The following is a 24727-nucleotide window of genomic DNA, read 5'->3' on the forward strand; positions in this document are numbered from 1 at the left end:
ATTTTTACAGCGGCTAAGCGTTTTTATGTTCTTCTAACTCAGGATTCGGATTTCGCAGTTTCGCCAGATACGATGTGCGCGGACGCGTATTGAGTTCAGCCAGCAATTGATACTGGCGGTTCAGTTTTTTGATCTCGGCAACTTTACTGCTCGGATCGTTAATGTTACCAAATACAATCGCCTGCGTCGGGCAGCTTTGCTGACAGGCCGATATGACTTCGCCGTCCTTGATCTGGCGATTTTCTTTCTTTGCGGTAATGCGCGCACCGCTGATTCGCTGGACGCAATACGTACACTTTTCCATCACGCCGCGCATACGAACGGACACGTCCGGATTCTTCGACATTTTAAGAATTTCCGGGCCGTCCACCTGATTGAACCCGCTGGTACCCGGGTTAAATTCAAGAAAGTTGAAACGGCGAACTTTGTACGGACAGTTGTTCGCGCAATAACGCGTACCGACGCAGCGGTTGTATACCATGACGTTAAGGCCCTCGCTGTCGTGAACTGTTGCCGCTACGGGGCAAACCTGTTCGCAAGGCGCCGTTTCACAGTGCTGGCATCCGATAGGCTGAAACGCTATTTCCGGCTGCTCCACATCGCCGCTGTAATATCGGTCCATACGCATCCAGTGCATTTCGCGTCCTTTGAGTATCTGCGATTTACCGACAATCGGAATATTGTTTTCGCTCTGACATGCGATCGTACAGGCGTTACATCCGATACACGCATTGAGATCAATGGACATGCCCCATTGATAACCTTCAGCATAATTATGCGCATTGTAAATCGATATAGGATCAGGCAATTGCGGGTTTTTCTTTTTGCTTTCTTTGTCGATCAATTCCGCATTCATCTCAGCTATGTCAGTAACGAAATTTGGATTTTTCTGATATTCATTCAAAGTTCCTTCACGCAAGATCGTCGGAACACGGCGCGCAATTTCTGCCGCCGCCAGCGCTTCCGTATCAAACCCGCCATGATCCTGCACGGTTCCGATAGCATACCATTTTCCCGTTTTCGAAATCTGCAATCCAAGCCCGAAATCCTGCGCCGCAGATGTTCTTAAAGCATAAACATTAGTACCGACTCCATTACCCACGCGCCCCGCGGCAGAACGTCCGTAGCCTAATGTCACCGTGACCGAATTATCAGCATGGCCGGGTTGAACCCATACCGGCATTTCAAGTTCGCGTCCGTTATATTGCAAGGTGATCACCGGCTGCTTATTTTCGCCTTTGATCACCTGATTACTTAATCCCAGTTCTTTAGCTGTCGCAAAGCTGACCATCGCCACATTGTCCCACGTGATCTTCGTAACGGGATCGGGCAGTTCCTGCAGCCAGCCGTTATTGGCAAATCGCCCGTCAAACGTCGCAGACGATGACTGAAAAACAATTTCTAAATTATCTTTTGTAGCAGAGTCGGAAGCAAAAGGATTAGATGAAAGATAATTTGTATAGGATTTACTGTCTATTTTCGGCGTGCTGAGCGGCAAAGAACTGTTCGCCAAAATCCCATCATGCAGCACCAGGCGCCATGATTTTTCGTAATCTCCTTTTATTACGTTTTTCCAGTTCTCCCGCACAATATCGTATCCACGATCGTCTTTACTTGCGGCAACCAGATTCAAAAACTCCAACGCCGTCTTGCCGCCGAACAGCGGTTCGATCAACGGTTGAATAATACTCAAAGATCCGTCGGTAGAACGCACATCGCCCCAGCTTTCAAGAAAATGCGCCTGAGGAATATGCCACTTGGCCAGCGATGACGTTTCATCCATGTACGCGCTTAAGTGAATTGTATTCCCGACTTTTCCCATGGCCGATTCAAAGTCCAGATCTGCGGGCGCATTATAGACGGGATTACCGCCCATGATCACCAAGGTCGATACATTGCTGTCGTGCATTTTTTTGACGAGCGCGGTAAAAGCGGCGCGATCCGGCAGCGCAGCGTCTTTCATTTCACGATAGCTGACGGCGTTTCCGATATTGCCGAGGGCGGAATTGATCGCGTAAACCAGCGCATGAACGGAAGCCGGCTGACGCGCGCCCGCTACAACGAGCGACTTGCCGCGCGATTGGATCAGGTCTTTTGCCACGGCGCTCAGCCATTTCATATCAAAATTTCCGCCCGCCAATCCTGCAGCACCTTCGACATCAACGCCTTGTGTCGTAAGTTCCTTCGCCAATGCGGCAGTAAATGCGCCGATCTGACGGCTTTGCATCCGCAAACGGTGATCTGCCATACCGCCGGTGATTGAAAAAACACTTTCAACAACGTACAGGCGATTCATCGCATCGTTTTCAGTTTTGATGCGGCGTCCGTCTGCAAATCCTCTCGCAGCCGTGACATTGTCAGAACCGGTATAAAGAAAATCGGAATCTAAGGATAGAATTACTTGGGCTTTATTGTAGGAATATAACGGCTGGTAATATTTTCCGGTAGCCGCTTTGACGCCTTCGTAAATATTTTCATCGCTGACCGGTTCATACGTAACCCATGTCGCTTTCGGAAATGTTTTTTTGAATTGAGCCTGAAGAAGCGCCAGACTCGGCGACGACCATGATTCGCTCAATAAGGCCAATCCCTCGCCTTCGGAGGTTTTGTATTGATTATATAAATCGCGCCAGAACGTGACAAAATCATACCACGTTTTATCTTCATTGTTTTGTAAGACGAATTTCGAACGATCCGGGTCGTACAATCCAAGTATGGCCGACTGCATGAAAGAATTGGATGAACCGAGAGAGGAAGGATGTTTTTCATTTCCTTCGATCTTCGTCGGGTGGCCTTCATGGCTTTTAGCTAAGACGCCGTATGCATTCAGTCCCATCGGCATCGCAGTGGCATACCATTCCGCAATACCCGGTATGATTTCTTCCGGTTTGATCACATAGGGAATGATCTTTTCAACGGGACGGCGGCAGCCCGCTAATCCGGCAAGAGCGATCGAGGCGCCCATGAGCCCGAGAAAATTACGGCGCGTTACGTTATTGGTCATTTCCGAAGCGTTTTCCGGAAATTCGCGTTCTACAAATTCTTTAAATTCCGGCGTATCGGCGAGTTGGTCTAAACTGCGCCAGTATTCTTTGCCGTTCTGAACGATCATATTTTTTTTGTTTATCGATGGCATGCGGAACAATCCTCCGGTGGAGCAATATTTTTTTCTTTTTTAATTTTTTGAGCAAAAGCGAGTTGATCTGTCGGCGGGGTCCAGTTCATATCGGTGATCTTGACCTTACTCAGATCACGCAGCGACATATCCGGGTTACGATGACAATCTAAACACCATCCCATACTGAGCGGTTGTTTCTGCTCGACTATTTCCATTTGGGCGACATTGCCGTGGCAGGACTCACAGCCGATCCCGCGGTTGACGTGAATGCTGTGATTAAAATACGCGTAGTCCGGCGTCTTGTGCACTTTCACCCATTCAATCGGAACGCCGCTGGTCCAACTCTCTCGCACCGGCAAAAGTTTCTCGCTCTGGGTAAGAATCAGATTGTGGCAATTCATACACGTCGCGGTCGGCGGCACCATGGCTGTAGCCGAAGTCTCTACTCCGACGTGACAATAACGGCAATCCATGCCGAGATCGCCGGCGTGCAGTTTATGGCTGTAGGGCACGGGCTGATTCGGACGATAACCGACGTCGGTAAACTTAGGCGAAGCAAAATACCAGAAAAAGCCGGTCAGCGCGCCGCCCACTACCAGAACAGCCACAAGCGAGATCAAGGGCAGCTTATTCGCTGATTTTGGAAATATTTGAGGCACGTTCTATCTCCTTAAAGTTACAACTTTTACAAAAAATTAATTCTCACGCATTTCAGAGTGTAAAAAAAATCTGCGCGCTGAATATGCTGTTCAATGTGGAAGGCGTTTTTTTAAAAGAATATTTGTTTGAATAAAATTTAATTCGACAAGGCCGTTTGCGGAGAACAAATATCAAACGGGTAAAAATATATTGTCCGACCGTAAAACATGCAAGATATTTTTACAAATCGAATATTTATTTCACTCGAAGCAAATCTAAATTTTTACGCCTATAAAACTGTCGATGATCATGGCAAAGAACAACGCAAAAAGATATATAATGGAATAACCAAAAAGACCGCGAATTAGTTTTTCAGATTTGTTCATCATCACGCGATAAGCCTTCTTAATAAAGAAGAATCCTAACACGACGGCGGCCAGGCCGTAAAAAAGGCCGGAAAAAAAATAGATCAGCGACAGGCTGATCGCGACCAAGGCCAATGTATATAAAAACATCTGGCGGAGCGTGCTATCGTCGCCTTTGACGACGGGCATCATCGGAAGTTTGGCTTTAACGTAGTCGTCTTTACAGAACAAGGCCAAGGCCCAGAAATGAGGCGGCGTCCACAAAAAAACGATCGCAAACATGAGCCATGGCGCAACGGCCATGGTCCCGGTTGCTGCAGCCCATGCGCCTACCGGAGCCATCGCGCCGGCAGCGCCGCCGATCACGATATTCTGCGGTGTATTGGGTTTTAAATATAAAGTGTAAAATAGGCTGTAAAACAGGATCGTTGACAATGACAGGATCGCGGTGAGTAAATTGAACACAAATGCAAAAACCAACACGCCGGTAACGCCGATCGTGATCGAAAAGATCAATGCATGGGTTGAGCTGATCTCGCCCATGGGCAAAGGGCGGCGTTTTTTCGTACGCTCCATTTTCGCATCTATATGACGTTCGAAGTACTGATTGAGCGCATTGGCGCAGCCGCCCGTCAGATACAATCCCAGCATCACCAGTAAAAATCTGCCCGGTTCGTGCACCATGCTGCCTTCAACAATCAAGGCCGTTGCGCCCGTAAAAAGCACGAGCAGCATGATCGTCGGCTTAGTCAAAGTAATGTAGGACGAAATGATGGATTTCAATCTTCGATCAATCTTTCACAATGTAAGAACTTGTTTAATGGCGGCTAATCTATATAACTCGCCTCATATTGTCAAATTTTATTTCAATTTTTTCTCGTCGGGCTTATTCGACCGTTTTCTTAGTGTTGTTAATTATTTATCTTTCTTTGTTTTTATTAAGAAATATTGTAATTTTTAACGGTCGTAGCGCACTTTCCAATCCAAATGAGAGCCCGCATGTCTAATCATGGAGCAAAAGCATGAAAAAAACTTTACTCTTTTCAATTGCCGCAGTCACGTCTATTTTAATGATCGTTTGCATGATTTCATCCGCACAGGCAGGAGTGACGGGACGCCTCAAAGGCAAAGTCATTGACAAAGGTTCACGACAGCCATTACCCGGTGCGGTCGTTAAGATCGAAGGCACTTTTTTTGAAACAACGTCGAATGCCGGCGGCGAATTTTCATTTATCTGTATCGATGCGGGAACGTATGACATTCGTGTAGAACTTGACGGATATGCAAGACAATCCATGACTGGATTCGCCGTCTATCCCGATATGGGTAATGAAATCCTTTTTGAACTTTCTCCGCGTGGAAATGATGGCCACTTCATTGTCCTCGACGCAGAATCTGTTTCATCCAAATCCGATGACCCGTATATGCGCAGACTGGTCGATTCAAAAACCTTCAGCCGGCAGCCTCATCATTCCCTGAATGACATTATTCTGCAATCCTCCGGAGGCGTGTACCAAAGAGCCATCACGACCTCTTTGCCGCTTGGCGAGAGGTATATGCGAACTGACGAGCTTTTTTTCCGTGGCGGAGCGGCAAGGGAATCGGGTACTTTCCTCAACGGATTGCGATTAACGGACGCCAATACCGGCACATCTTTTTTGTCACTTCCCTATGGCGCGATCGATCAGGTGACTGTTCAAACCGGCGGATACGAAGCAAAATACGGGCAATTTGGAACCGGTATGATACAGATCGTTTCGAAACGGGGAGGCAAGTCGCTTGCCGGTTCCGGAGAAGTGGTTACCAGTGACTATGGAACCAGCGTATACAACCTCTCGCTGGGCGGCCCGGTCACGGATCAGATCCGGTTCTATGCGGCGCTCGATTATACGGCCGCGGAGGATGCGGAACCCGGCGTATTCGGTCATCCTGTGATACGATATAACACCACCGGTATATCCAATCCGGACCCCGTCATCAACGATACCGCTATCTTTGTCACCGATCAAAATGGCCGGCTGAAATACAAACGCGGTGCAAGGCCGGACAGGGTCAATGCATCGGACCTGACCAATTTTTATGCGAACGTGTCCTACACCCCGAATGCCGTCATGCAATTTGACCTGACCACGCTTTTTTCATCAATCAAAAGGAATCAATTCAGTTCTCATATATTATTGTCTCCCAGCGGTGTACCTCGTGAAGAACGTTCCACCTATGTAGTCAATCTGACCGGCAAATATTTTCTTTCCCCCTCTATGTTTCTGGAAGGTCATATCGGAATGTATTCGTAAGATGACAAAATTGCCGCCAGATCATTTTTCGAAATGGGTGACAAGGCGATAACGTTTCTTAATGCCTCGACAAGAGGCAACACCGGGTCGACAACCTACTATGCGGACAATTTTATCTATGATATTGATCGCGGATTTCTTGGCTACAAGAAAAGTGAATCCGATGAATGGTTTGGCGGAATCAACTTCAACTGGCAGTGGAATAAAGAACACTTCATCGAAAGCGGCATCGAGTTCTCAAGCCATACGGAGCGCCTGCTTGATATCACGGATATTGGTAATCCGATTGGTGGAGCAAATAATATTTATGGTTATAGAGCATATATTGATGATCAGAACAGATTCGCAGTAAGACACCAAGACAAGAATGACCCGGAGGCCCTTATAGATGGGCCAAAGACACCCAAGACTGCCGCTTTCTTCATTCAAGATAAATATACTATCGAGCGGTTCACGTTCTCAGGCGGCATGAGAGTTGACTATTTTTCTAACGGTGTAAAATCTGTGGATCCACGACAATTCGGATTTATTTCGTTACAGGTTGGTCAGAAACTGAATGAGAGTAAGTCATATATTAAATGGAGCCCGCGACTGGGCATATCGGCCGAATTCAGCAAGAATTTATCAGTTCGATCTAGTTACGGATGGTTCTATCACCTACCCGCTTTTGAAAATTATTTCGTTAGCAGCAATATGGTAGAAAGACTCATTATCGCACCGCCGTTTAAGAATTATGTAGCAAATCCGACACTCGAGCCCGAAAAAACAGAAGCGATCGAAATCGGAGTATCCTACAATACAAGCAAGGTCATTTTTGATGCGGCTTTTTTTCGAAACACTGTTACTGATGTGATCGTGAAAGGTCAACAACCGGCCTTAAATATTCTATGGACGTTAGACAATTCCGCATCATCAATTGTTACTGGATTTAATTTACGCGTTGAAAACCGGATCTCAGATAATTTTTCGATGGGCGCTTTTGCAACGTTTTTGCGTTCTAATACCGCCACGTCGGAAAGCGGTTCCGGTTTTCGCTCCGACTGGTTAATGGATGGTCAAGAACAGATCGATGCCTCCTCGGATCACGAACAGAGAACCACACTGAAATTCTTTGCAGATGGACAATTACTCAAAGGCGAAGGCCCGCTAATCGGAGACGTAAGGCCCCTCCAAAACACAAGCCTATTCGTGTGGATTAACTGGGCAAACGGTTTTCCGTATACGCCAACCGCCGTCACGCGCTATGCGCTGGCAGGATCGTCCACGGCCACCCAAACCGGTGAAAGAAATTCCAGAACCACGCCTTCAACCATGACCGTAGATCTGAAAGTCACCAAAGCATTTAATATCACAGAACGTTACCGCGCCACGCTCTATATCGAGATCCTGAACCTGCTTGACCGCAAAAACCCGATACAGGTTTTCTCTGCAACAGGAAAGGCTGACACCGACGGCTATCTGGCGACGTCGGATGCACAGACTTTAAATACAAGACAGCAGCAGCAGTATCAGTATCTGCTGAAAAATAGTTTGTATTATTCCAACCCCCGGCTGGTAAACCTGGGATGCAAGATCGAGTTTTGAACCCTTACAGATACTGCTCAAGGAGAATGTTATGAAAAAGCATATTTTATTTATTTGTGTGATAATGACCCAATTGGTATTCAGCAGCGCCACTCCAATTATCGCCGGTGTCACCGGCCGGCTCAAGGGAAAAGTCATCGACAAAAATTCACAGGAGGCGTTGCCAAATGCGGTTGTAAAAATCGAAGGAACTTATTTTGAGACGACAACCAATTCCGCCGGTGAGTTTTCATTCATCGGAATCGATGCGGGAACGTATGACGTTACCGGTTCATCAAACTCATACACAAATCATACTATTATCGAGGCTTTAGTATTTCCGGATCAGGTTACCGAGTTGGTCTTTGAGCTGTTGCCTTTAACGACAGACGGATATTCACAATTTACAATGTTTCAAGAGCCCAATGTCCAGTCGAGAAGCCCGTTTACAATAAACGCACTGACACGCTCAGAGATTTCCAAATTGCCGGTCCGATCAATCGATGATATCATCTTAAGTACCACAGGCTCCATTTACAATCGTAACGAACGATCAGGTTATACCGGAAATTATTATTATGGACTTGGAATCGCTGTTAATAATGAGGGATTTGCCGAGTATAGAGAGGCGGCCATTACCGGCAGTGATAATCTCCATGTTCGTGGCGGCGCGGACAACGAATTGGGTTACTACATGGACGGAATGATGCTAAACGATCCATTCACAGGAAATGTGTATACTCAACTGCCTTTCTACGCGGTAGATCACGTATCAGTGCAGACGGGAGGTTTTGGCGCATCTTACGGGAGTTACGCCTCTGGGATTGCTAATATTACTCCACGCCGTGCGGGCAACCGGATTTCCGCATCCGGTCAATACACCACAGATGCCGCGGCGGGATTGCTTGGAGCCAATAGCTATGGCAATCGTTTGTACAGTCTCACTGTTTCGGGCCCGGTTGCCACAAAGCGTCTGAAATTTTTTGCTGCGGCTGATTTGTCTGTCACCGATGACGCGGAACCTTCGTATCTGGGCGTTTCCCGATATCGTTTGACCACCGGAGGCATTAAAAACCCGGATCCAACCATCATGGATACGGTTATTTTCAAAAACCACCGAAAAGGACCAAGGGTTCTTCATGTCAATGCCCAAAGCGTGAGAAACATATACGCCTCAATGTCGTTCAGTCCAACATCGTCCATTCAGATCGATGCCACGGCTATGCACTCTTTCAGAAGAAGAAATATCTTTTTTGCGGAATACCTTCTCGCGCCCGATCGCGTGCCGCATCAGGAACGATCTGCATTTAACCTGGGGCTTTCAGGAAAATGGATCGTCAATCCCGATCTCTTCGTCCGGGCGAGCCTGGGCTATTATTCCACGGATTATCAATTGATGGAGCGCAGTTTGTTTGATAAAGGGAGCGATGGGGTTCTTTTGTTAGGTGAAAGAACAAGAGGAAACACAAATTCCACGACCTATTACGGCGATAATCTGCTTTATGACATCAACCGTGGCTTCATTCCATATCTTAAAACTGAGTCCAATAATACTTCACTAAACCTGGCTTTAGGATGGCGATATGAAAAAGCTCATTTCATTGAAACTGGCATTGATCATAGAAAACACACCGTGCGGTATGCAAGCATATTCGACGTCGGCTATCCAGTGGGCGGTGGCAATAATATTTACGGATATGAGATTGACACCTCCGGTTCCAAGTATCGGCTTAGGCCGATAGGAACGTCCGGAATGGACGGAGCCAAGACTCCGTCGGTGACAGCAATCTATCTGCATGACCGTTTTGATTATGAGATATTTCATTTTGTCGGCGGTTTTCGATATGAAATTTTTGATCCGGGCACGCGGGAACTGAAAAACCTGGGCAATCCAACCGGTAATGATGGCATGTTGAATGAAGACGACTTCAAAGCTGGAAAGAATCAAACTTATATGAGTCCGCGCTTTGGCGTATCGGTGGAAGTTATGCAGGGTATTTCTCTCAGGGGAAATTACGGTTTGTATTATCAGACGGCCAATTACCAGCAATATTATGTTTCGCGCGGTTTTCTTGAAAGAATGTCAGTCGCTCCCCCATATAATACGGTTGTGGGTAACTCCTCTTTGCAACCGGTCAAAAATGAATCTTACGAACTTGGTCTCCATTATGTGTATAAAAACATATTTAAACTTAATATATCCCGTTTTTGGAAAAACGCGTCAAATGCAATAGTCGTAGTTCCGATAACTTCATTTCCAAACGCCTTGCATACTTCGGTAAATGTCAAAGAAGATGAAATTGACGGATGGGATTTTCAGATGGAATCCCGGATGACACAGAACTTACAGATGATTTTCCGTTTGGGCATCGTCGAAAACATGCAGGACTATTCAGTAAAATCTTCAGGTTTTCGTGCAGCTTGGTTGGGTTATTCGTCTGAACGGTTCAAAATGCATCCAAATTATTGGAAAGGATCAAATTTTAGCACAAGCATTATATACCAGTTAAATAAACATGAGGGCCCGTCAATCGGACAGATGCAACCATTTGAGAACATGACTTTTTGCATTGTTTATACCGAAACCGGCGGATCACTCTATACGCCAACGCAAATAACAAAACTTGGCGTTGTTGGAGTTCCGGAACCCCGTGCAATTGCCAGACATAATTCCGGCCGTATACCCAACCGGCAGAATCTCGATATGAAGATCATGAAGAAATTGGCGATAGGGCAAAAGTATCAAATGTCCGGCTTTGTCCTGATCACAAATGTGCTGAACGCAAAAAATGCAGCCAATGTTTTTGCTTCAACGGGTCTTACCAATGACGATGCATTCCTTGCCACACCTGGTGTATCTTTGACTGAAAGAGAACTCAACCAATACAACATAAACCTTAAAGACAATTTTAATCTGGAACCGCCAAGACAAGTGGCCGTCGGCTTAACTATGGAATTTTAATATCGCAATGGAGAAAAGATCATGAAAAAAATTATTTGCTTTTATTTGGCATTCTCTAGCCTCCTGATCGAGAATAGTTTTTCGCAGAACCATCTGAGCCCGACTATTTTTTTCAATTCAGGAATATCGATACCGTACGCTCCCAGCAACTTTACAAAATACTGGAGCCCCGGTTTCAATTTAGGCGGTGGCGCCGAATTCCTAATCAATACTTCGCTCGCACTCCAGCCTTATTTCGAATACAATACCATGCCAGTGAACAAAGCAAAACTTAATACGAGTGCTTCAAACATCGTTGGCGGTAATGTTTCTTTGTACACCGTTTCGTTGAATTTCAAAGCCGGCAGTATAAGACCAGGCGAGGGACTGGGTATGTATGTTATCAGCGGGCTTGGGCTCTTTCAGTTGGATCAAAGCAGTGTCGGTCTGAGTTCGGGGGGTACGGTCAAAGATCTCGGAATTCATGCCGGCCTGGGCTTTATTGATAAAATCTCAGACCGATATGGCGTATTTGCCGAATTCAAATACGCCGTGGGATTGATCAGCGGCAAAAATGCACAATATTTACCGATCAAGATCGGTATTTATTTTGAACCGAGAGATTTGGAAAAATAATTCTACTGATTATATCTAAATTTGAAAGTCATTTCCTCGGCAATCTCTCATCCTGCATCGCACTTTGATAAACAAAATAAGCGACTATAGCCGCATTACGCCGCATGTCCTGCGCCACGATGTGGTCGGGCATGTCCATATTCGTATGCCAGGTTTTCGAACCGTATTCAAGCGGATCCTGTATGAACTGAAAGCCCGGCAGCCCCGCATCATCAAATGCAGCGTGATCCGTGCTCCCTGTTTTCTTTAAAGAGATTGTGGATGCGTCCCAAGCGCGAAACGGTTCAAGCCACTGACGAAAATTTTCGGCAGCTTTTTCATTTCCCTGCATATGAATCCCGCGAATTTGTCCTCCGCCGTTGTCCAGATTATAGTATACATTAAATTTTTCGTAATCCGGTTTTGTTGACATCGAATCCTTCAGATGTTTTGCAACATAATTTCTCGATCCTAACAATCCCTGTTCCTCCCCCGACCACAAACCAACGCGGATCGTTCGGCGAGGCTTGATGTCGAGTTGTTTTAAAATGCGGACGGCTTCCATCATGACCGCTACGCCGGCCGCATTATCCGTTGCGCCGGTCGCGCCGTGCCATGAATCCATGTGCGCGCCGATCATCACAATTTCGTCTTTCAGGTCGCTACCTTCCCATTCTGCAATCGTGTTGTATCCTTTGGTGTCTTTATTCTGCCAATCGACCTGCAGGTCACATTCCAGCTTAACGTCTTTTCCGTTGATAATGAGTTCGGCAAGCTGATTAAATTGTTCCGCCGCTATCACGACTTGCGGCGCGATGAAGGGCGGCTTCACGTCGTACGGTTTTGGATTTTTCCGGCCGAACACATCCTCTTCATCAAGGAGCGGTGTATTGGCGCTTTGCACCGTTACTACTCCGGAATTTCTGCCCGGCATACGCGAACTGCTGGTTCCGCCGTCGAGGATCAATGCGGGCTGCTGCTCGTTGACCCAGGTGAAAATTTTTGAGCGTTCAACGTAGGCAGGATAAAAGGATGAATTCCTAAATTGCGCGCGATAACTTCCCCTGGGTTCGTCTTTCTGGGATGCATTCGCCATGGCTAATAATTCAGCATCCGTTACGCGTTTCGCGGCAGGTTCGAATGAGGGTTCTACTTTGATCTTCTCACCCAGCAGAACTATGGCGTTTTTCAATTTTCCGTCATATTTCGTTTTCACGGCTTCTAAATTTTTTTCATTGACATAAATGATTTTTCCTTTGACGGCGCCGATTGTTGCCGGTGACCAGGCTTTGGGATACGCGATAAGCTGAAAAGCATACGGCGCGGTCACGCCGGCGCGGAACGATTTGACATCCCAGCCGCGACCAAATTCGCCCCAAGCCTCAACCTGCGCTGTAAGGCCGTATGACTCAAGCGTCTTTTGCGACCACGCGTTGGCTGCCGCCATGCCTTTGGAGTTGGTCAGCCGAGGCCCGATAACATTGGTCAGTACATTAAGTAGTTCCATCACCTTGGAATTTTCTATAGCTTCTTTTTTAATATTGAAAGCAACCAGCGTATCAGCGGGATTGAATTGCGCGTGTAATTCAAATGAAAAAATGAACATGCACAGCGCAGAGAATAAAATAAGAAAACGTTTCATTGCGAACCTCTTCAAATGGGTAGATGACAAGTTGGAAGTGATTAAGATGATTAAATAATGTGCTTATCGGGTTTACTCACAACGTCATGGTGAGCGGAGTCGAACCATGACCAAGTTTAGTAAAATCAGTCTTCGACTTCGCTCAGACTGAAGGGTTCTCTTCCATTTATGAGCCAACCCGATAAGCACATTAAATAATAAATTCGATAAAAAGGATTCATTTTCATTCTAAATTGAAAAATTATTTTTTCGCTGAAGCGTCTGCAAATAGGTCAATAATCGTTTTGTATTGCTTAGATTTAGCAACATCGAGCGCAGTACGGTTTTTTTTATCGCGAGAGCGTATGTCCGCGCCGTTCATAAGCAGAAGCCGTACAGCCTCAATTCGGTTATATTCTGTTGCCAACATTAGGACGGTTTGCCCCTGATCGTTGGCTGCCGTTAGATCAGCCCCATTTGTGAGGAGAACAGTAATGATGTTGGCTTTGCCTTTGATGGCCGCCTGCATCAGCGGCGTGAAATGAAATCGATCTCGCGCGTTGACATCGCCACCGTTTTGCAGAAGAGATTTGATAATTTCAACCCGGTCAAATAGCACCGCAAACGTAAGCGCAGTCTTTCCGTCCTCGTCTTTTGCGTTGACCTTCGCGCCTTTCTTGATCAACGATTCCATCACATCCACCGGCGCATACCGGGCAGCATACATCAGCGCAGTCTGCCCGTTGGTGGCGAGGGCGTTGACATCGGCGCCTCTGGCCAGCAGCAGACGTACTAATTTCGAATGCCCGTCACGAGCCGCAATCATCAACGGCGTAGGCTCGTTGAGTTCTCCTTGAGAAGTTGAATCGTACGAACGTAAAAACCGGGCATTGGGATTCATTCCCGATGTCAAAAAAAGATTGGTTAAAATCGCATCGCCCTTGCGTAATCTATGCAGAAAAGATTTTTCACTGTACTCAATGCCCAGGCGATCCAGTTCCTTTCTTGCATTGTCACGTTGATTCCCGCATCCAATTAAGATCATTAATGCGAAAAGGGCATGTAATTTAAAATTCAGAATCAAAAATTTCATAATTGTTTTATCCACCATAACTCCATCCCGTATCACGCAATAACATCGGCTCATCTTCCGTTTCATTAAGGCGTGCGTTCACGATCTTCCCGATAACGATCGTATGATCGCCTTTTTTGATACGCTCCTCGACCGAACATTCAAGAGCCGCGTTTGCTTCCAGAAACAGCGGCGCCCCCGTCACGCCTGCTTCAAATTCACAGCCGTTTATTTTGTTCCCATCCAAATGAACTTCTTTAAAAAATTTTGACGCCATCGCCTTTTGGTTTTTTCCCAAAACGTTCAGCGCGAAACTTTTACTCTGCTTAACCGCTTCATTTGCCCAACTTTCATTTCGTATTCCCACCATCACGAGCGGCGGTTCAAACGAAGCCTGCGACACCCATGTCACCGTTGCCGCGGCGTACGGCATGGACTCTTTGGGATCGGTTGCTTTCGCGGTTAATATATATAAACCGTATTGAAACATTTTTAGCGCGCGTTTTTTATCGCTCAAATTCATTCTATCCTCCTGTTAGGATGAGTGTGCATGCTGAGGTTCCGATCGCAATTTTGTTACCACGTCCACCAAACGCCGCCCGACGAATTCGATTTCCTCCAACGTATTGGTTCGCCCGATCCCGAAACGAAGCGACGCTTTAGCGAGTTCGTCGCTGATCCCGATCGCGCGCAGCACGTGGGACGGTTCCGGCAACGCGCTCGTACATGCGGAGCCCGACGACATGGCAACTTCTTTCATCGCTATCATGATCGATTCGGATTTCGTTTGTTCGAAACTTATATTCAGATTATTGGGCAGCCGTTTGATCTTTTTTGAAGCTTCGTTCGCTGTACCGACTTTTTTTAAAACTTCAGGAGTTTCTATCTCCGGCCCGTTCAAATGAATACTGTCAAGTTCTGTAACGACCGCTTCATACAATTTATTTCTCAAATTGAAGTAATGCCAAAAATTGTTGTCAAATTCCGCTTTACACAATAACGCCGCTCTACCCAGCCCGATAATCCCCGGCACATTAAGCGTACCGGAACGCATCTCCTTTTCATGCCCGCCTCCGTCCATTTGCGCGACAAGTTTTACGCGCGGATTTTTTTGCCTTACGAATAATGCGCCAACCCCTTTGGGTCCATAAAATTTATGAGCTGAAAGAGATGCCAGATCCAAATTCAGTTCATTGACGTCCACACTGACTTTTCCCACGGCTTGAACGATATCGCTGTGAAAAAGAATATTTTTCTCACGCGCGACCTCGCCGATTTTTTGTATCGGGTTTATACTTCCGATTTCATTATTGGCCATCATGACCGAAATCAAAATCGTTCTGTCAGTAATTGCACTGCGAACTTGCTCCGGATCAACCGTGCCGTCATTACGAACCGGCAGAACGGTAATTTCGAAGCCCGACTTTTCAAGGTGTTTGCATGAATCCAGAACGCATCTATGTTCGGCGACGGCGGTGATGATGTGATTGCCTTTGGACGCGTAAGCCTCTGCAACTCCTTTCAATGCCAGATTAATCGATTCCGTTGCGCCGCCGGTAAAAATAATTTCTTTTTTGTCGGCTCCGATCAGCTCGGCAACATCCGCCCTGGCCAGTTCCACCGCTTCTTCAGCCTGCCATCCAAAAACATGATTGCGGCTGGCCGCATTGCCGAAGCGATCGGTCAGATACGGCATCATCGCATCGAGTACTCTCTTGTCCAAAGGCGTCGTGGCGTGATGATCTAAATATATTGGCAGATGACCCATAAAAAAAATACGGTAAATCACGGTGCATGTTTTTTGTGCGGGAAATGTAGACAATCACTTTTCAAAAATCAAGTTTACGCCATAGCTTTCTGTTGACATTTCTTTGCGAATCGTTTATTTTGTCCCACTTAAAAAAGCAGAGGAACATGAGCAAGATCAACGTAGTCATTCTCGGCGCTACCGGAACCGTCGGCCAGAGATTCATTCAACTTTTGGACCGACATCCGTATTTTGAGATCGCCGCTATCGCGGCTTCTGATAAATCAGCAGGCAAAAAATATAAAGACGTTGTAACATGGAAACTTGATACGCCGATTCCCCAGTCCATCCAAGACATGGTCATTCAAAAGTGCGAACCCGGTATGGATGCAAGGATTGCCTTTTCCGGATTAGATTCGACGGTGGCGGGCGAGATCGAAATGGCTTTTGCAAAAAACGGATATGCAGTGGTGAGTAATTCAAAAAACTACCGCATGGAAGCGGATGTACCGCTGATTTATCCTGAAGTTAATGCAGACCACCTCGCGCTGATTGACATCCAGAAAAAGAATCGCGGATTCAAAAATGGTTTTATCGTTACCAATTCCAATTGCTCAATCATGTCTTTTTTACCGGTCATTCATGTACTCGACAAAAACTTCGGAGTTGAAAAAATGACCGTCGTGACCATGCAGGCTGTCTCCGGCGCAGGATATCCCGGTGTCGCTTCATTGGACATTTTAGGAAATATCGTTCCTTATATCGGCGGCGAGGAAGAAGAGAAGATCCGCACAGAGCCTTTGAAAATTCTTGGAAAACTGGAAAATGGACGTATCAAATATTCCGGAATTCAAATAAGTCCCTCGGTAAATCGTGTTCCGGTAGTAGACGGACATCTTGCGTCGGTATCAGTTAAATTGAAGACAAAAACGAACGAGGAGGAAATCAAAAACTATTTAAGAAATTTCCACGGTGTCCCGCAGGATTTGAAATTGCCCCTCGCGCCGGAACGCCCGATCATTATTCATGACGCCATCGATCGTCCGCAACCGCGGCTGGACATTCATCTTGATAAGGGCATGGCCGTTTCCGTCGGACGAATTCGTTCCTGCGAAGTGTTGGACTATAAATTTACCTGCCTCGTTCATAATACGATTCGCGGCGCAGCCGGCGCAGCCATTCTAAATGCAGAGTTACTGTCTGCGAAACAAATGCTATAAACCGCTTGGACGCCGAGGCGCGTGAGAAAATGACCAAAGTAGACTACAATAAAATATAGGAAAAAATATTGGATTCCCGGCTTCAAACGATTTGTAAATAATTTTTAAGTAAATATTTCTTTGCGGCTCCGCACTTCTGCGGTTAATAAAACGAACTAATTTCCATGATCATTATAAAATTCGGCGGAACATCGGTTCAGGATGTCGCATCCATTCGTTCCGTTATCAATATTGTCAAGGCTAAACTGCACAAGCAGCCGATCGTTGTCGTTTCCGCTGTGGCCGGCGCAACAAATCAGTTGATCGAATCCGCGCGCTGCGCCGTTGCAGGAAAAAAGGAAGAGTCGGTAGGGATATTAAACAGTCTCCGAAATCGTCATCTTGAAATTGCCGAAGACCTGATCAAGGATAGCGGCGAATTGGACAATGTCAACAAATCGATTGATGACATCATCACCAAGTTGGCTAACTTAGTCGAAGGCGTGTCGCTTATCGGGGAATTGACAAACCGTTCGCTTGATATGTTTGCCGCACAGGGAGAACTTTTGTCCTCGAATGTTATCGCTCCTGCGATGAAGGAAGCGGAACTTGAGGTGAAATGGTTTGACGCACGGCAAGTCATGATCACCGACGAACAATATGCAAGCGCCATTCCTAACATCCCTGTTTTGGCCGATAAGTGCAGAACGCTTATTACACCCCTCTTCAAAGAATGGCAAGTGGTTTTAACGCAGGGATTTATTGGTTCGACTTCCTCCGGCATTACTACAACACTTGGCCGTGGCGGATCGGATTATTCCGCCGCTTTGCTTGGCGCTGCCATGGACGCAGAGGATATTGAAATTTGGACCGACGTGGACGGCGTATTAACAACCGATCCGCGCATCGTACCGCACGCCAAGCGGGTCAAACAGATGAGCTTTCGTGAAGCATCCGAATTGGCGTATTTCGGCGCCAAAGTGCTCCATCCGGCAACGATCATTCCGGCGGTAGAAAAAAATATTCCTGTTCACGTTTACAATACCAAAAATCCGGATTTTGGCGGAACGCTTATCGCCGCGAAACTCCATTTATCAAAAGAAGCGCAAAGTTCCTCCTGCGTGATCAAATCGATCGCTTTCAAAAAAGACATTACTATTTTTAATATTACTTCTTCGCGCATGCTTCTTGCGCATGGATTTCTTTATTCGATTTTCGAAATATTCAAAAAACACAAAACGGCCGTGGACGTCGTATCAACAACCGAAGTCAGTGTCTCACTGACCATTGACAACCTTGAAAATCTGGAGTCCATCGTTCGCGATCTGTCCGCGTTTTCACAGGTTCAAGTTGAATCTAAACGCGCCATCGTTTGCCTGGTAGGAGAACAAATGCGCAAAACGGCGGGCATTGCGGCGCGAACTTTTGGTGCGATCCGGGATATTAATATTAATATGGTCTCCCAAGGTGCGTCCGAGATTAATTTAACGTTCGTAATCGACGAGAAGGATGTTGACGCAGTTGTGAAACGCCTGCATGATGAATTTTTCTCCGGTCCGTTGCCTGCGGATATTTTCGAATAGAAGGTATGAATCACAACATAAACTGAAAAAGATTTACCTGCTTTTCTTCTCAAAGTGTTTTTTTTTGGCTTCTCAGGTGTGAAAGGTACACAAATGAAAATCGCATTAATCGGTTACGGCAAGATGGGAAAAGAAATCGAACGTTGTGCAAAAGAAAAACAAATTACAGTGTCTGCGATATTTGACGAAAACAAACCGGTGACTGTCAACGGTATTCAAGATGCCGATGTCTGTATTGATTTTTCAGTTCCGTCAGCCGTTGTCAGCAACATCCGACTCTATGCGGAAGCCGGAAAGAATGCCGTTGTCGGCACAACAGACTGGCTTGAACATATTGACGAGGTAAAACGCATCGTAATGGATTCCGGCACTGGGCTGATTTATACGTCAAATTTTTCGATTGGCGTGAATATGTTCTTCAAGATCGTTGAGCATGCGGCCGAACTGATGAATAACTTTTCCGATTACGATGCATTTGTTCACGAACTGCATCATAATCAAAAGATCGACAGCCCAAGCGGAACTGCGCTAAGCATCGCCAAAATCATGATCGAAAAAATAGATCGCAAAAAATCTATTCTTTCAGATACGTCTAAAGGCAAAATCAACGCAGACCATCTGCACATTACTTCCACCCGAATAGGTTCCGTTCCGGGCACGCATACCGTTGGTTTTGACTCGTCAGCAGATACGATCGAACTTACGCATACCGCGCGAAATCGTTCCGGATTTGCGCTTGGCGCCTTATTCGCCGCCAAGTGGATACAAGGGAAAAAGGGGATTTACACGATGGGAGATGTATTGAAATAATTTTCATTACTAGTGAGTCATCGCGGTCTTATCTAATCTTGTGTTTCAAAATTACGAATCATAAAGCAAAAGATCTTCTAATATGACTAACGATTTCATATCGATTATTCTTAAGGGGCTCGCTTTAGGCTGGTCCGTGGCCTGGCCGCCTGGCCCGATCAATACGGAAATGATTCGCCGCGGATTAAACGGTAGTTTCTGGGGAGCTTATTCCGTTGGACTCGGAGCTTGTTGCGGCGATTTCATCTGGGCTGTTGCCACGGCGCTGGGCGTGGGATTACTCCTCGATCAGGAAAATGTACGCCCGATCCTTGGCATCATCAGTTTTCTCCTGCTTTTGTATCTCGCCTACATATTCCTGAAAGGCGCATGGGTTCAGTGGCAAAAACAAAAACGAGGCGAACCGATTGTGTTTGATCAAAAGGAGCAATCCTCGCGCCGCGGTTTTTTTCTGGGATGGACTATGGCAATGCTCTCTCCGTGGAATCTTGCATTCTGGCTCGCTGTGATGGGAGCGCAGACAGGCGATCCGATGAGTCTCGGCGAATCATTGCTGCTGGCAACCTCCGTTGTCACCGGCGCCTCGGCGTGGGGATTGGTTTTGACCATTTCTGTAAAATTCGGCGCACGATTCACAAGCCCGGCATGGGAAACCGTTACTCGCGCTGTCACAGGGCTGTTGATGCTGGCGTTCGCCGGCATGCTCTTGTGGAATATATTTAAATAAAAAAGCTCCAGACAATATGAACTTGTTCGGAGCTTGAGTATTTTTGAGATTATTTTGAAATTGAATCATTATCCAAAAGACATCATAGGATTTTACACAATTTCAGATAAGACGAACTGAACGCATGATCCAGGCTTTTCAGTTTTTCGAGATTGACAAGCGGCTTAACTTTGCCTTCCTCTTTGATCACCGATAAACACGCATACCCGTCTTCAACGAATTTAGCAACGCCGGTGGCGCTGACAATTTTATTTTTTGTGCAAAATTGATTTAGCTGAGCTAATTGCACGTTGGTCAGATCGTTGCACAAGTACACAAGATCAACTTTAATCTGGCCGTTGACAATCGGGTCCAGAGAGCTCATGCTAACGAATTCAAGCTGAAAGAGTTCGACCGGAACTTTCTTGATTGATTTCCCTGATAGCGTAGAGGCTACATTGTTGGAATTAGCATTGCTGCCGCTCCTTGAAATAACCAGAACCGTGCCGCCATTGATCTTGGAATCGTAAGACAGGCTCTTGATTATCATCTCCACATGGGTCGCTTCATCCACATCCATCGGGTTTTGCGCTGGAAACCACGTTAATAGAGACAGAATAAACCCAATAAATAATTTCATATAAAAAATCCTTCCTTTGAAACATAAGCTAAGGGCGCATAATTTATTGTTTATTTTGATGTATGCAAGAAAAAAATAAAAATTCTTTCCTGGGAACTGCGTTAGCAAAAGAAAGGTTGAATTTCTTCTCGTTTTTTATTATTCACATAAAAAAAGGGATCAAGCGACATGATACATGCATCTTCCTTACGCGGTTGCGGCGTTGCCATTGTAACGCCCTTTTCAAAAAACGGCAACATCGATGAAAAAGCGTTGCGCAAATTGGTCAATTTTCAGATCGAGAACGGCACAAACTTTATCATTCCATGCGGAACGACAGGAGAATCCGCCACTATGGAAGCTGACGAGCGCAAACAAGTTATTCGAATCGTGATCGATCAAACTAAAAAACGCGTGCCGGTTATAGCAGGTACCGGAACCAACTCGACCGCCTCTTCAGTCACTTATTCGAAGCAGGCACAGGATCTCGGTGCTGACGGCGTTCTTCTCGTAGGGCCCTATTACAATAAACCGACTCAGGAGGGATATTTTCAACACTTCAAGGCGATTGCCGAATCGATCTCAATTCCCGCTATCTTATACAATGTGCCGGGACGCACGGGAGGAAATATGGAACCAAAAACCATTTTGCGATTAGCAGAAATAAAGAACATTATAGGTGTAAAGGAAGCTTCGGCAAACTTCGGTCAATTTATGGAAATTTTAGAGCAACGGTCAAGAGATTTTTTAGTTTTATCCGGTGACGACGCCCTGACTCTGCCCATGATGCCTTTGGGCGCCGATGGCGTAATATCGGTTGCAGCCAACCAGATTCCGCGCGCCATGAGCGATATGGTCAAATATGCGCTTGATGGAAACTTTGTGAAAGCCAGGGAAATTCATTATCAATATTTGGAACTTATGAACTTTAATTTCGTTGAGTCCAATCCGATTCCGGTCAAATGCGCGCTCGCGTTGATGGGCTTGATAGAAGAAAATTACCGTCTCCCGCTTGTTCCGTTGCAAGAGGCCAACAAACAGAAAATGAAACAATTGTTATTCACATTGAAATTGATTTCCCAATAAGTTTTCGTTTTGAATTTTATGCATCACTCCGTGTGTTCAATTCAAACTGATTTTCGGAAACTTAACTGCCCGGTCACCACAAAATGTCGGCTGTGTCATTCTGCAAGAATCTTTTTGTATCAAAAGTCGCACGGTGTAAAGAAAAAAGATTCATACAGAATGACAATGGTTTAATCCTCGATGGATTGAAAAGTATGTGTCCGGCTAAGTAACCACTCGGAAGCGCATCTCCGCGAAATTTCCATTTTCTTCTTCCCGTAGCATCTTAATAATAATTTCACTATTTTTGTTGAAGCGATAGTCATTTCAAACTGAACAGGAGCTATTATGACGTATTACGCGCTCTCAAATCCTTTGTGCAGGTTTCTCGATAAAACCCCGGATCAATTCACCCGCAACGATATGATCAACGTGATCGAAAATAAGAATATCGAACGAATCACATTTCACTACACCGCTCTCGACGGTAAATTAAAAGAATTAAAAATACCTGTTACCGGACGCGGCATTGCAGAACGCATTTTGGCAGAAGGCGAACGCGTGGATGGATCTTCATTATTTAAAGGAATGGTGGATACCGGTTTGTCCGATCTTTATGTTGTACCGGTATACAAAACGGCTTTCTTAAATCCGTTTGACGAAAATAGCCTGGATTTTATCTGCAGGTACCTCGGGCCCGACGGCAATCCAGCGCCGTTTGCCATGGACAACGTGCTTCACGCGGCGTATGAATTATTTAAGAAAAACTGCGGCGTGGAACTGCACGCTATGGGCGAATTAGAGTTTTATCTTTTAAGCCGCGATGAAGAGTTTATGTATCACGCCTCAAAACAAAAAGGATATCATGCTTCCGCGCCATTTATTAAGTGCGGGCCTATTCTAAATGAAATGATGCGCCACATTTCGCAGATCACCGGCGCAGTAAAATATGCGCACAGCGAGGTCGGCTACGTAGAACACGTATTCAGCCAGTCCGATGAGATTCGCGGAAGACAAGGAGAACAGCTTGAGATCGAATTTTTGCCCAGACCCGTCACGGATGCGGCGGACCACTTGGTTCTGGCGCGCTGGCTCATTCGCAATATAGCTCATCGTAATGGCTGTGTGGCCACCTTTGCCCCGAAGATCGAAGAAGGCGTCGCAGGCAGCGGCCTGCACGTTCACATGGAATTGCTCAAGAACGGAAAAAATATCATGCGCAACGGACAGGCTGAATTGTCCACCGAAGCGAAACAAATAATCGGCGGTTTGTGCACTTATGCAGATACGTTGACTGCATTCGGCAATACAACCGCCGCATCATACCTGCGCCTGGTACCGGATCAAGAAGCGCCGACGCGTGTATGTTGGAGCGATCTCAATCGCAGCGCGATGATCCGAGTTCCCCTCGGATGGGGCAAGATGCACCATCTCGCCCGTAAATTGAATCCGAACGAATCGGAAGCGGCGGAAGTTCTGTCCAATGCGCAAACCATCGAATTACGTACGCCGGACGGCAGCGCGCTGATTCATTTTTTGATTGCAGGTATTACACTTGCCGCAGAATGGGGATTGACCAACAATGAATCGTTGCAAAAAGCCGAGTCACTTTATGTCAAAGGCAATATCTTTAAGGATAAGAGCTTATTGGAAAGATTGCCGTCCATACCGCGAAGCTGTGTGGCATCGTCGCTGCTGCTCGATGAAAAACGGGCGTTTTATGAACGGAGCAACGTATTTCCGCCCAGCGCGATCGATTATATAACCAAATTACTGCGCGCGGAGAATGACGAAATAATGAATAAATCGCTCAGTGAATTACCGCCGGATGAACGGCTTAGTGAAACGCGTAAGATCATGCATAAAGATCTGCACCGGCATTAAAAATTTGCTTGTTTGTATTTGTCTTTTTATGTAATGTGAAGTAGTCATTAACAACAAAGGATAAACAGCATGCTCAAATCGTTTTGCATTTGCGCCGCCGCCATTTTTTTATTCAACCATACTGTTACCGCCCAGGACATTTCCAAAGATCTTGCCAAACTGGACCCGTTCACCGCAACCGCCACATTGGATAATCTTGGGAAAACGCACTACGACCAACTGGTCAAAGAACACGAAGCAAAACTTGCGGAACTTGCTAAAACAGACGTTGTGATCATTAGAGCCGATGTGGTTATGTCCGTTGAAAAACCTGTAAAAATCGCATTTGCGTGGCCTGTCTCCTACGGCCAGAAGTTATCGGACAAATCCAACGTCAAACGCGATCCTTATATCATCACACTGCATCCGGGCAAAGATTCGGCCAACAAAGATGCTGCTCAAAAATGGCAGATCTCTTATGCCGACGGCTCCGTGAAAGCCATACAATAAATTTTAGATAGGTTATTAAAAAGTTAATTTGCATGATGCACGCGGCGAAAAAAATAGCAGCAATTAGTCTGACATCTATTTACGTCACGCTGGCGCTGTCTGCTCCTTTTACGGTTTTTCATCACCATCAAATGCCGGTTCAGGATGCCCGCCATGTCGCCACTCACGAGCTGCACGATACGTCATGCGATAAGCATATCACCGCACACCTTCATCTGTCGGATCATTGTGCCGCGTGTCAATTCACTTCTACAAAACAATCTGATTTTCAATACGTTTGGAATCTGCTTGACAATCAAACATCAGTCGATAACCTCTTTTTCCATTTTGTAATTTTTTCTTCTCAACCTTATCTTTCAAAAGCCGCAGGGCGCGCTCCTCCCGTTATTTCATAAAT

The 24727-nt window shown here is 46.0% G+C and carries 20 protein-coding genes; 12 read left to right on the top strand and 8 right to left on the bottom strand.

Annotated elements, in window-relative coordinates; all coding sequences use genetic code 11:
* Positions 1-13: 13 nt before the first annotated feature.
* From F9K33_02230 to F9K33_02240, 3 genes are all read right to left on the bottom strand, one after another.
* Entirely contained in the window at positions 14-3136 is a 3123-nt protein-coding gene (locus F9K33_02230) for a 4Fe-4S dicluster domain-containing protein (protein ID KAB2881039.1), read from the bottom strand.
* Positions 3124-3777 carry a cytochrome C gene (locus F9K33_02235; GenBank protein KAB2881040.1) on the bottom strand — a complete coding sequence of 218 codons (654 nt, stop codon included), beginning with the start codon at positions 3775-3777 and terminating at the stop codon, positions 3124-3126. Before F9K33_02235 ends, F9K33_02230 begins: the two co-directional genes overlap by 13 nt.
* A gap of 255 nt (positions 3778-4032) precedes the next feature.
* A complete protein-coding gene (locus tag F9K33_02240) occupies positions 4033-4917 on the bottom strand; it encodes a protoheme IX farnesyltransferase (protein ID KAB2881041.1) in 885 nt (294 codons plus the stop codon).
* 227 nt (positions 4918-5144) lie between these two features.
* On the opposite strand from F9K33_02240, the gene F9K33_02245 reads away from it, so the two are divergent.
* From F9K33_02245 to F9K33_02260, 4 genes are read left to right on the top strand one after another with little or no spacing between them, the layout of a single operon-like run.
* Positions 5145-6416 (top strand): TonB-dependent receptor, encoded by a 1272-nt coding sequence (locus tag F9K33_02245; protein ID KAB2881042.1) that lies wholly within the window; start codon positions 5145-5147, stop codon positions 6414-6416.
* Positions 6417-6449: 33 nt separating this feature from the next.
* Positions 6450-8000: a TonB-dependent receptor gene (locus tag F9K33_02250; protein KAB2881043.1), complete on the top strand. Its 1551-nt coding sequence runs from the start codon at positions 6450-6452 to the stop codon at positions 7998-8000.
* Positions 8001-8031: 31 nt separating this feature from the next.
* Positions 8032-10941, top strand: a complete 2910-nt coding sequence (locus F9K33_02255; protein ID KAB2881044.1) for a TonB-dependent receptor — start codon at positions 8032-8034, stop codon at positions 10939-10941.
* 21 nt (positions 10942-10962) lie between these two features.
* A complete protein-coding gene (locus F9K33_02260; protein KAB2881045.1) occupies positions 10963-11556 on the top strand; it encodes a porin family protein in 594 nt (197 codons plus the stop codon).
* 28 nt (positions 11557-11584) lie between these two features.
* Here F9K33_02260 and F9K33_02265 read toward each other — a convergent pair whose 3' ends face one another.
* From F9K33_02265 to F9K33_02280, 4 genes are all read right to left on the bottom strand, one after another.
* Positions 11585-13177, bottom strand: a complete 1593-nt coding sequence (locus F9K33_02265) for a M20/M25/M40 family metallo-hydrolase (GenBank protein ID KAB2881046.1) — start codon at positions 13175-13177, stop codon at positions 11585-11587.
* Between the two features lie 241 nt (positions 13178-13418).
* Positions 13419-14315 carry an ankyrin repeat domain-containing protein gene (locus F9K33_02270; GenBank protein KAB2881047.1) on the bottom strand — a complete coding sequence of 299 codons (897 nt, stop codon included), beginning with the start codon at positions 14313-14315 and terminating at the stop codon, positions 13419-13421.
* Positions 14257-14751: a flavin reductase gene (locus F9K33_02275; GenBank protein KAB2881048.1), complete on the bottom strand. Its 495-nt coding sequence runs from the start codon at positions 14749-14751 to the stop codon at positions 14257-14259. Before F9K33_02275 ends, F9K33_02270 begins: the two co-directional genes overlap by 59 nt.
* A gap of 12 nt (positions 14752-14763) precedes the next feature.
* On the bottom strand, positions 14764-15996 hold the full coding sequence (locus tag F9K33_02280) for an aminotransferase class V-fold PLP-dependent enzyme (GenBank protein ID KAB2881049.1): 1233 nt from the start codon (positions 15994-15996) through the stop codon (positions 14764-14766).
* Positions 15997-16142: 146 nt separating this feature from the next.
* Here F9K33_02280 and asd point away from each other — a divergent pair, with 146 nt between their 5' ends.
* The 4 genes from asd (at position 16143) to F9K33_02300 (ending at position 20294) form a co-directional block, all read left to right on the top strand.
* Positions 16143-17195, top strand: coding sequence for an aspartate-semialdehyde dehydrogenase (gene asd / locus F9K33_02285; GenBank protein ID KAB2881050.1), 1053 nt, complete (start codon positions 16143-16145; stop codon positions 17193-17195).
* A gap of 164 nt (positions 17196-17359) precedes the next feature.
* Entirely contained in the window at positions 17360-18757 is a 1398-nt protein-coding gene (gene lysC, locus F9K33_02290) for a lysine-sensitive aspartokinase 3 (protein KAB2881051.1), read from the top strand.
* Positions 18758-18850: 93 nt separating this feature from the next.
* Positions 18851-19567 carry a 4-hydroxy-tetrahydrodipicolinate reductase gene (gene dapB, locus F9K33_02295; GenBank protein KAB2881052.1) on the top strand — a complete coding sequence of 239 codons (717 nt, stop codon included), beginning with the start codon at positions 18851-18853 and terminating at the stop codon, positions 19565-19567.
* Positions 19568-19649: 82 nt separating this feature from the next.
* Positions 19650-20294 (top strand): hypothetical protein, encoded by a 645-nt coding sequence (locus F9K33_02300; GenBank protein KAB2881053.1) that lies wholly within the window; start codon positions 19650-19652, stop codon positions 20292-20294.
* Positions 20295-20376: 82 nt separating this feature from the next.
* On the opposite strand, the gene F9K33_02305 is transcribed toward F9K33_02300, so the two are convergent.
* The gene (locus F9K33_02305) at positions 20377-20913 is read right to left on the bottom strand and encodes a DUF4154 domain-containing protein (GenBank protein KAB2881054.1); all 537 of its coding nucleotides are present in this window, start codon (positions 20911-20913) and stop codon (positions 20377-20379) included.
* Between the two features lie 168 nt (positions 20914-21081).
* Here F9K33_02305 and F9K33_02310 point away from each other — a divergent pair, with 168 nt between their 5' ends.
* From F9K33_02310 to F9K33_02325, 4 genes are all read left to right on the top strand, one after another.
* Positions 21082-21978, top strand: coding sequence for a 4-hydroxy-tetrahydrodipicolinate synthase (locus F9K33_02310; GenBank protein ID KAB2881055.1), 897 nt, complete (start codon positions 21082-21084; stop codon positions 21976-21978).
* 327 nt (positions 21979-22305) lie between these two features.
* On the top strand, positions 22306-23841 hold the full coding sequence (locus F9K33_02315) for a glutamine synthetase (GenBank protein ID KAB2881056.1): 1536 nt from the start codon (positions 22306-22308) through the stop codon (positions 23839-23841).
* 69 nt (positions 23842-23910) lie between these two features.
* On the top strand, positions 23911-24330 hold the full coding sequence (locus tag F9K33_02320; protein KAB2881057.1) for a hypothetical protein: 420 nt from the start codon (positions 23911-23913) through the stop codon (positions 24328-24330).
* Between the two features lie 32 nt (positions 24331-24362).
* Positions 24363-24725: a hypothetical protein gene (locus tag F9K33_02325; GenBank protein ID KAB2881058.1), complete on the top strand. Its 363-nt coding sequence runs from the start codon at positions 24363-24365 to the stop codon at positions 24723-24725.
* The last annotated feature ends 2 nt before the right edge of the window (positions 24726-24727 follow it).

The organism is bacterium, from assembly GCA_008933615.1.
In the GTDB taxonomy this organism is placed as follows: Bacteria; CLD3; CLD3; order SB21; family SB21; genus SB21.

Bases quoted from the DNA above. Each gene is read 5' to 3' on its own strand.
- F9K33_02230 (KAB2881039.1), bottom strand. From the start codon at position 3,136: ATGCCATCGATAAACAAAAAAAATATGATCGTTCAGAACGGCAAAGAA.
- F9K33_02245 (KAB2881042.1), top strand. From the start codon at position 5,145: ATGAAAAAAACTTTACTCTTTTCAATTGCCGCAGTCACGTCTATTTTA.
- F9K33_02250 (KAB2881043.1), top strand. From the start codon at position 6,450: ATGGGTGACAAGGCGATAACGTTTCTTAATGCCTCGACAAGAGGCAAC.
- F9K33_02255 (KAB2881044.1), top strand. From the start codon at position 8,032: ATGAAAAAGCATATTTTATTTATTTGTGTGATAATGACCCAATTGGTA.
- F9K33_02260 (KAB2881045.1), top strand. From the start codon at position 10,963: ATGAAAAAAATTATTTGCTTTTATTTGGCATTCTCTAGCCTCCTGATC.
- F9K33_02265 (KAB2881046.1), bottom strand. From the start codon at position 13,177: ATGAAACGTTTTCTTATTTTATTCTCTGCGCTGTGCATGTTCATTTTT.
- F9K33_02270 (KAB2881047.1), bottom strand. From the start codon at position 14,315: ATGAAACGGAAGATGAGCCGATGTTATTGCGTGATACGGGATGGAGTT.
- F9K33_02275 (KAB2881048.1), bottom strand. From the start codon at position 14,751: ATGAATTTGAGCGATAAAAAACGCGCGCTAAAAATGTTTCAATACGGT.
- F9K33_02280 (KAB2881049.1), bottom strand. From the start codon at position 15,996: ATGGGTCATCTGCCAATATATTTAGATCATCACGCCACGACGCCTTTG.
- asd (KAB2881050.1), top strand. From the start codon at position 16,143: ATGAGCAAGATCAACGTAGTCATTCTCGGCGCTACCGGAACCGTCGGC.
- lysC (KAB2881051.1), top strand. From the start codon at position 17,360: ATGATCATTATAAAATTCGGCGGAACATCGGTTCAGGATGTCGCATCC.
- dapB (KAB2881052.1), top strand. From the start codon at position 18,851: ATGAAAATCGCATTAATCGGTTACGGCAAGATGGGAAAAGAAATCGAA.
- F9K33_02300 (KAB2881053.1), top strand. From the start codon at position 19,650: ATGACTAACGATTTCATATCGATTATTCTTAAGGGGCTCGCTTTAGGC.
- F9K33_02305 (KAB2881054.1), bottom strand. From the start codon at position 20,913: ATGAAATTATTTATTGGGTTTATTCTGTCTCTATTAACGTGGTTTCCA.
- F9K33_02310 (KAB2881055.1), top strand. From the start codon at position 21,082: ATGATACATGCATCTTCCTTACGCGGTTGCGGCGTTGCCATTGTAACG.
- F9K33_02315 (KAB2881056.1), top strand. From the start codon at position 22,306: ATGACGTATTACGCGCTCTCAAATCCTTTGTGCAGGTTTCTCGATAAA.
- F9K33_02320 (KAB2881057.1), top strand. From the start codon at position 23,911: ATGCTCAAATCGTTTTGCATTTGCGCCGCCGCCATTTTTTTATTCAAC.
- F9K33_02325 (KAB2881058.1), top strand. From the start codon at position 24,363: ATGATGCACGCGGCGAAAAAAATAGCAGCAATTAGTCTGACATCTATT.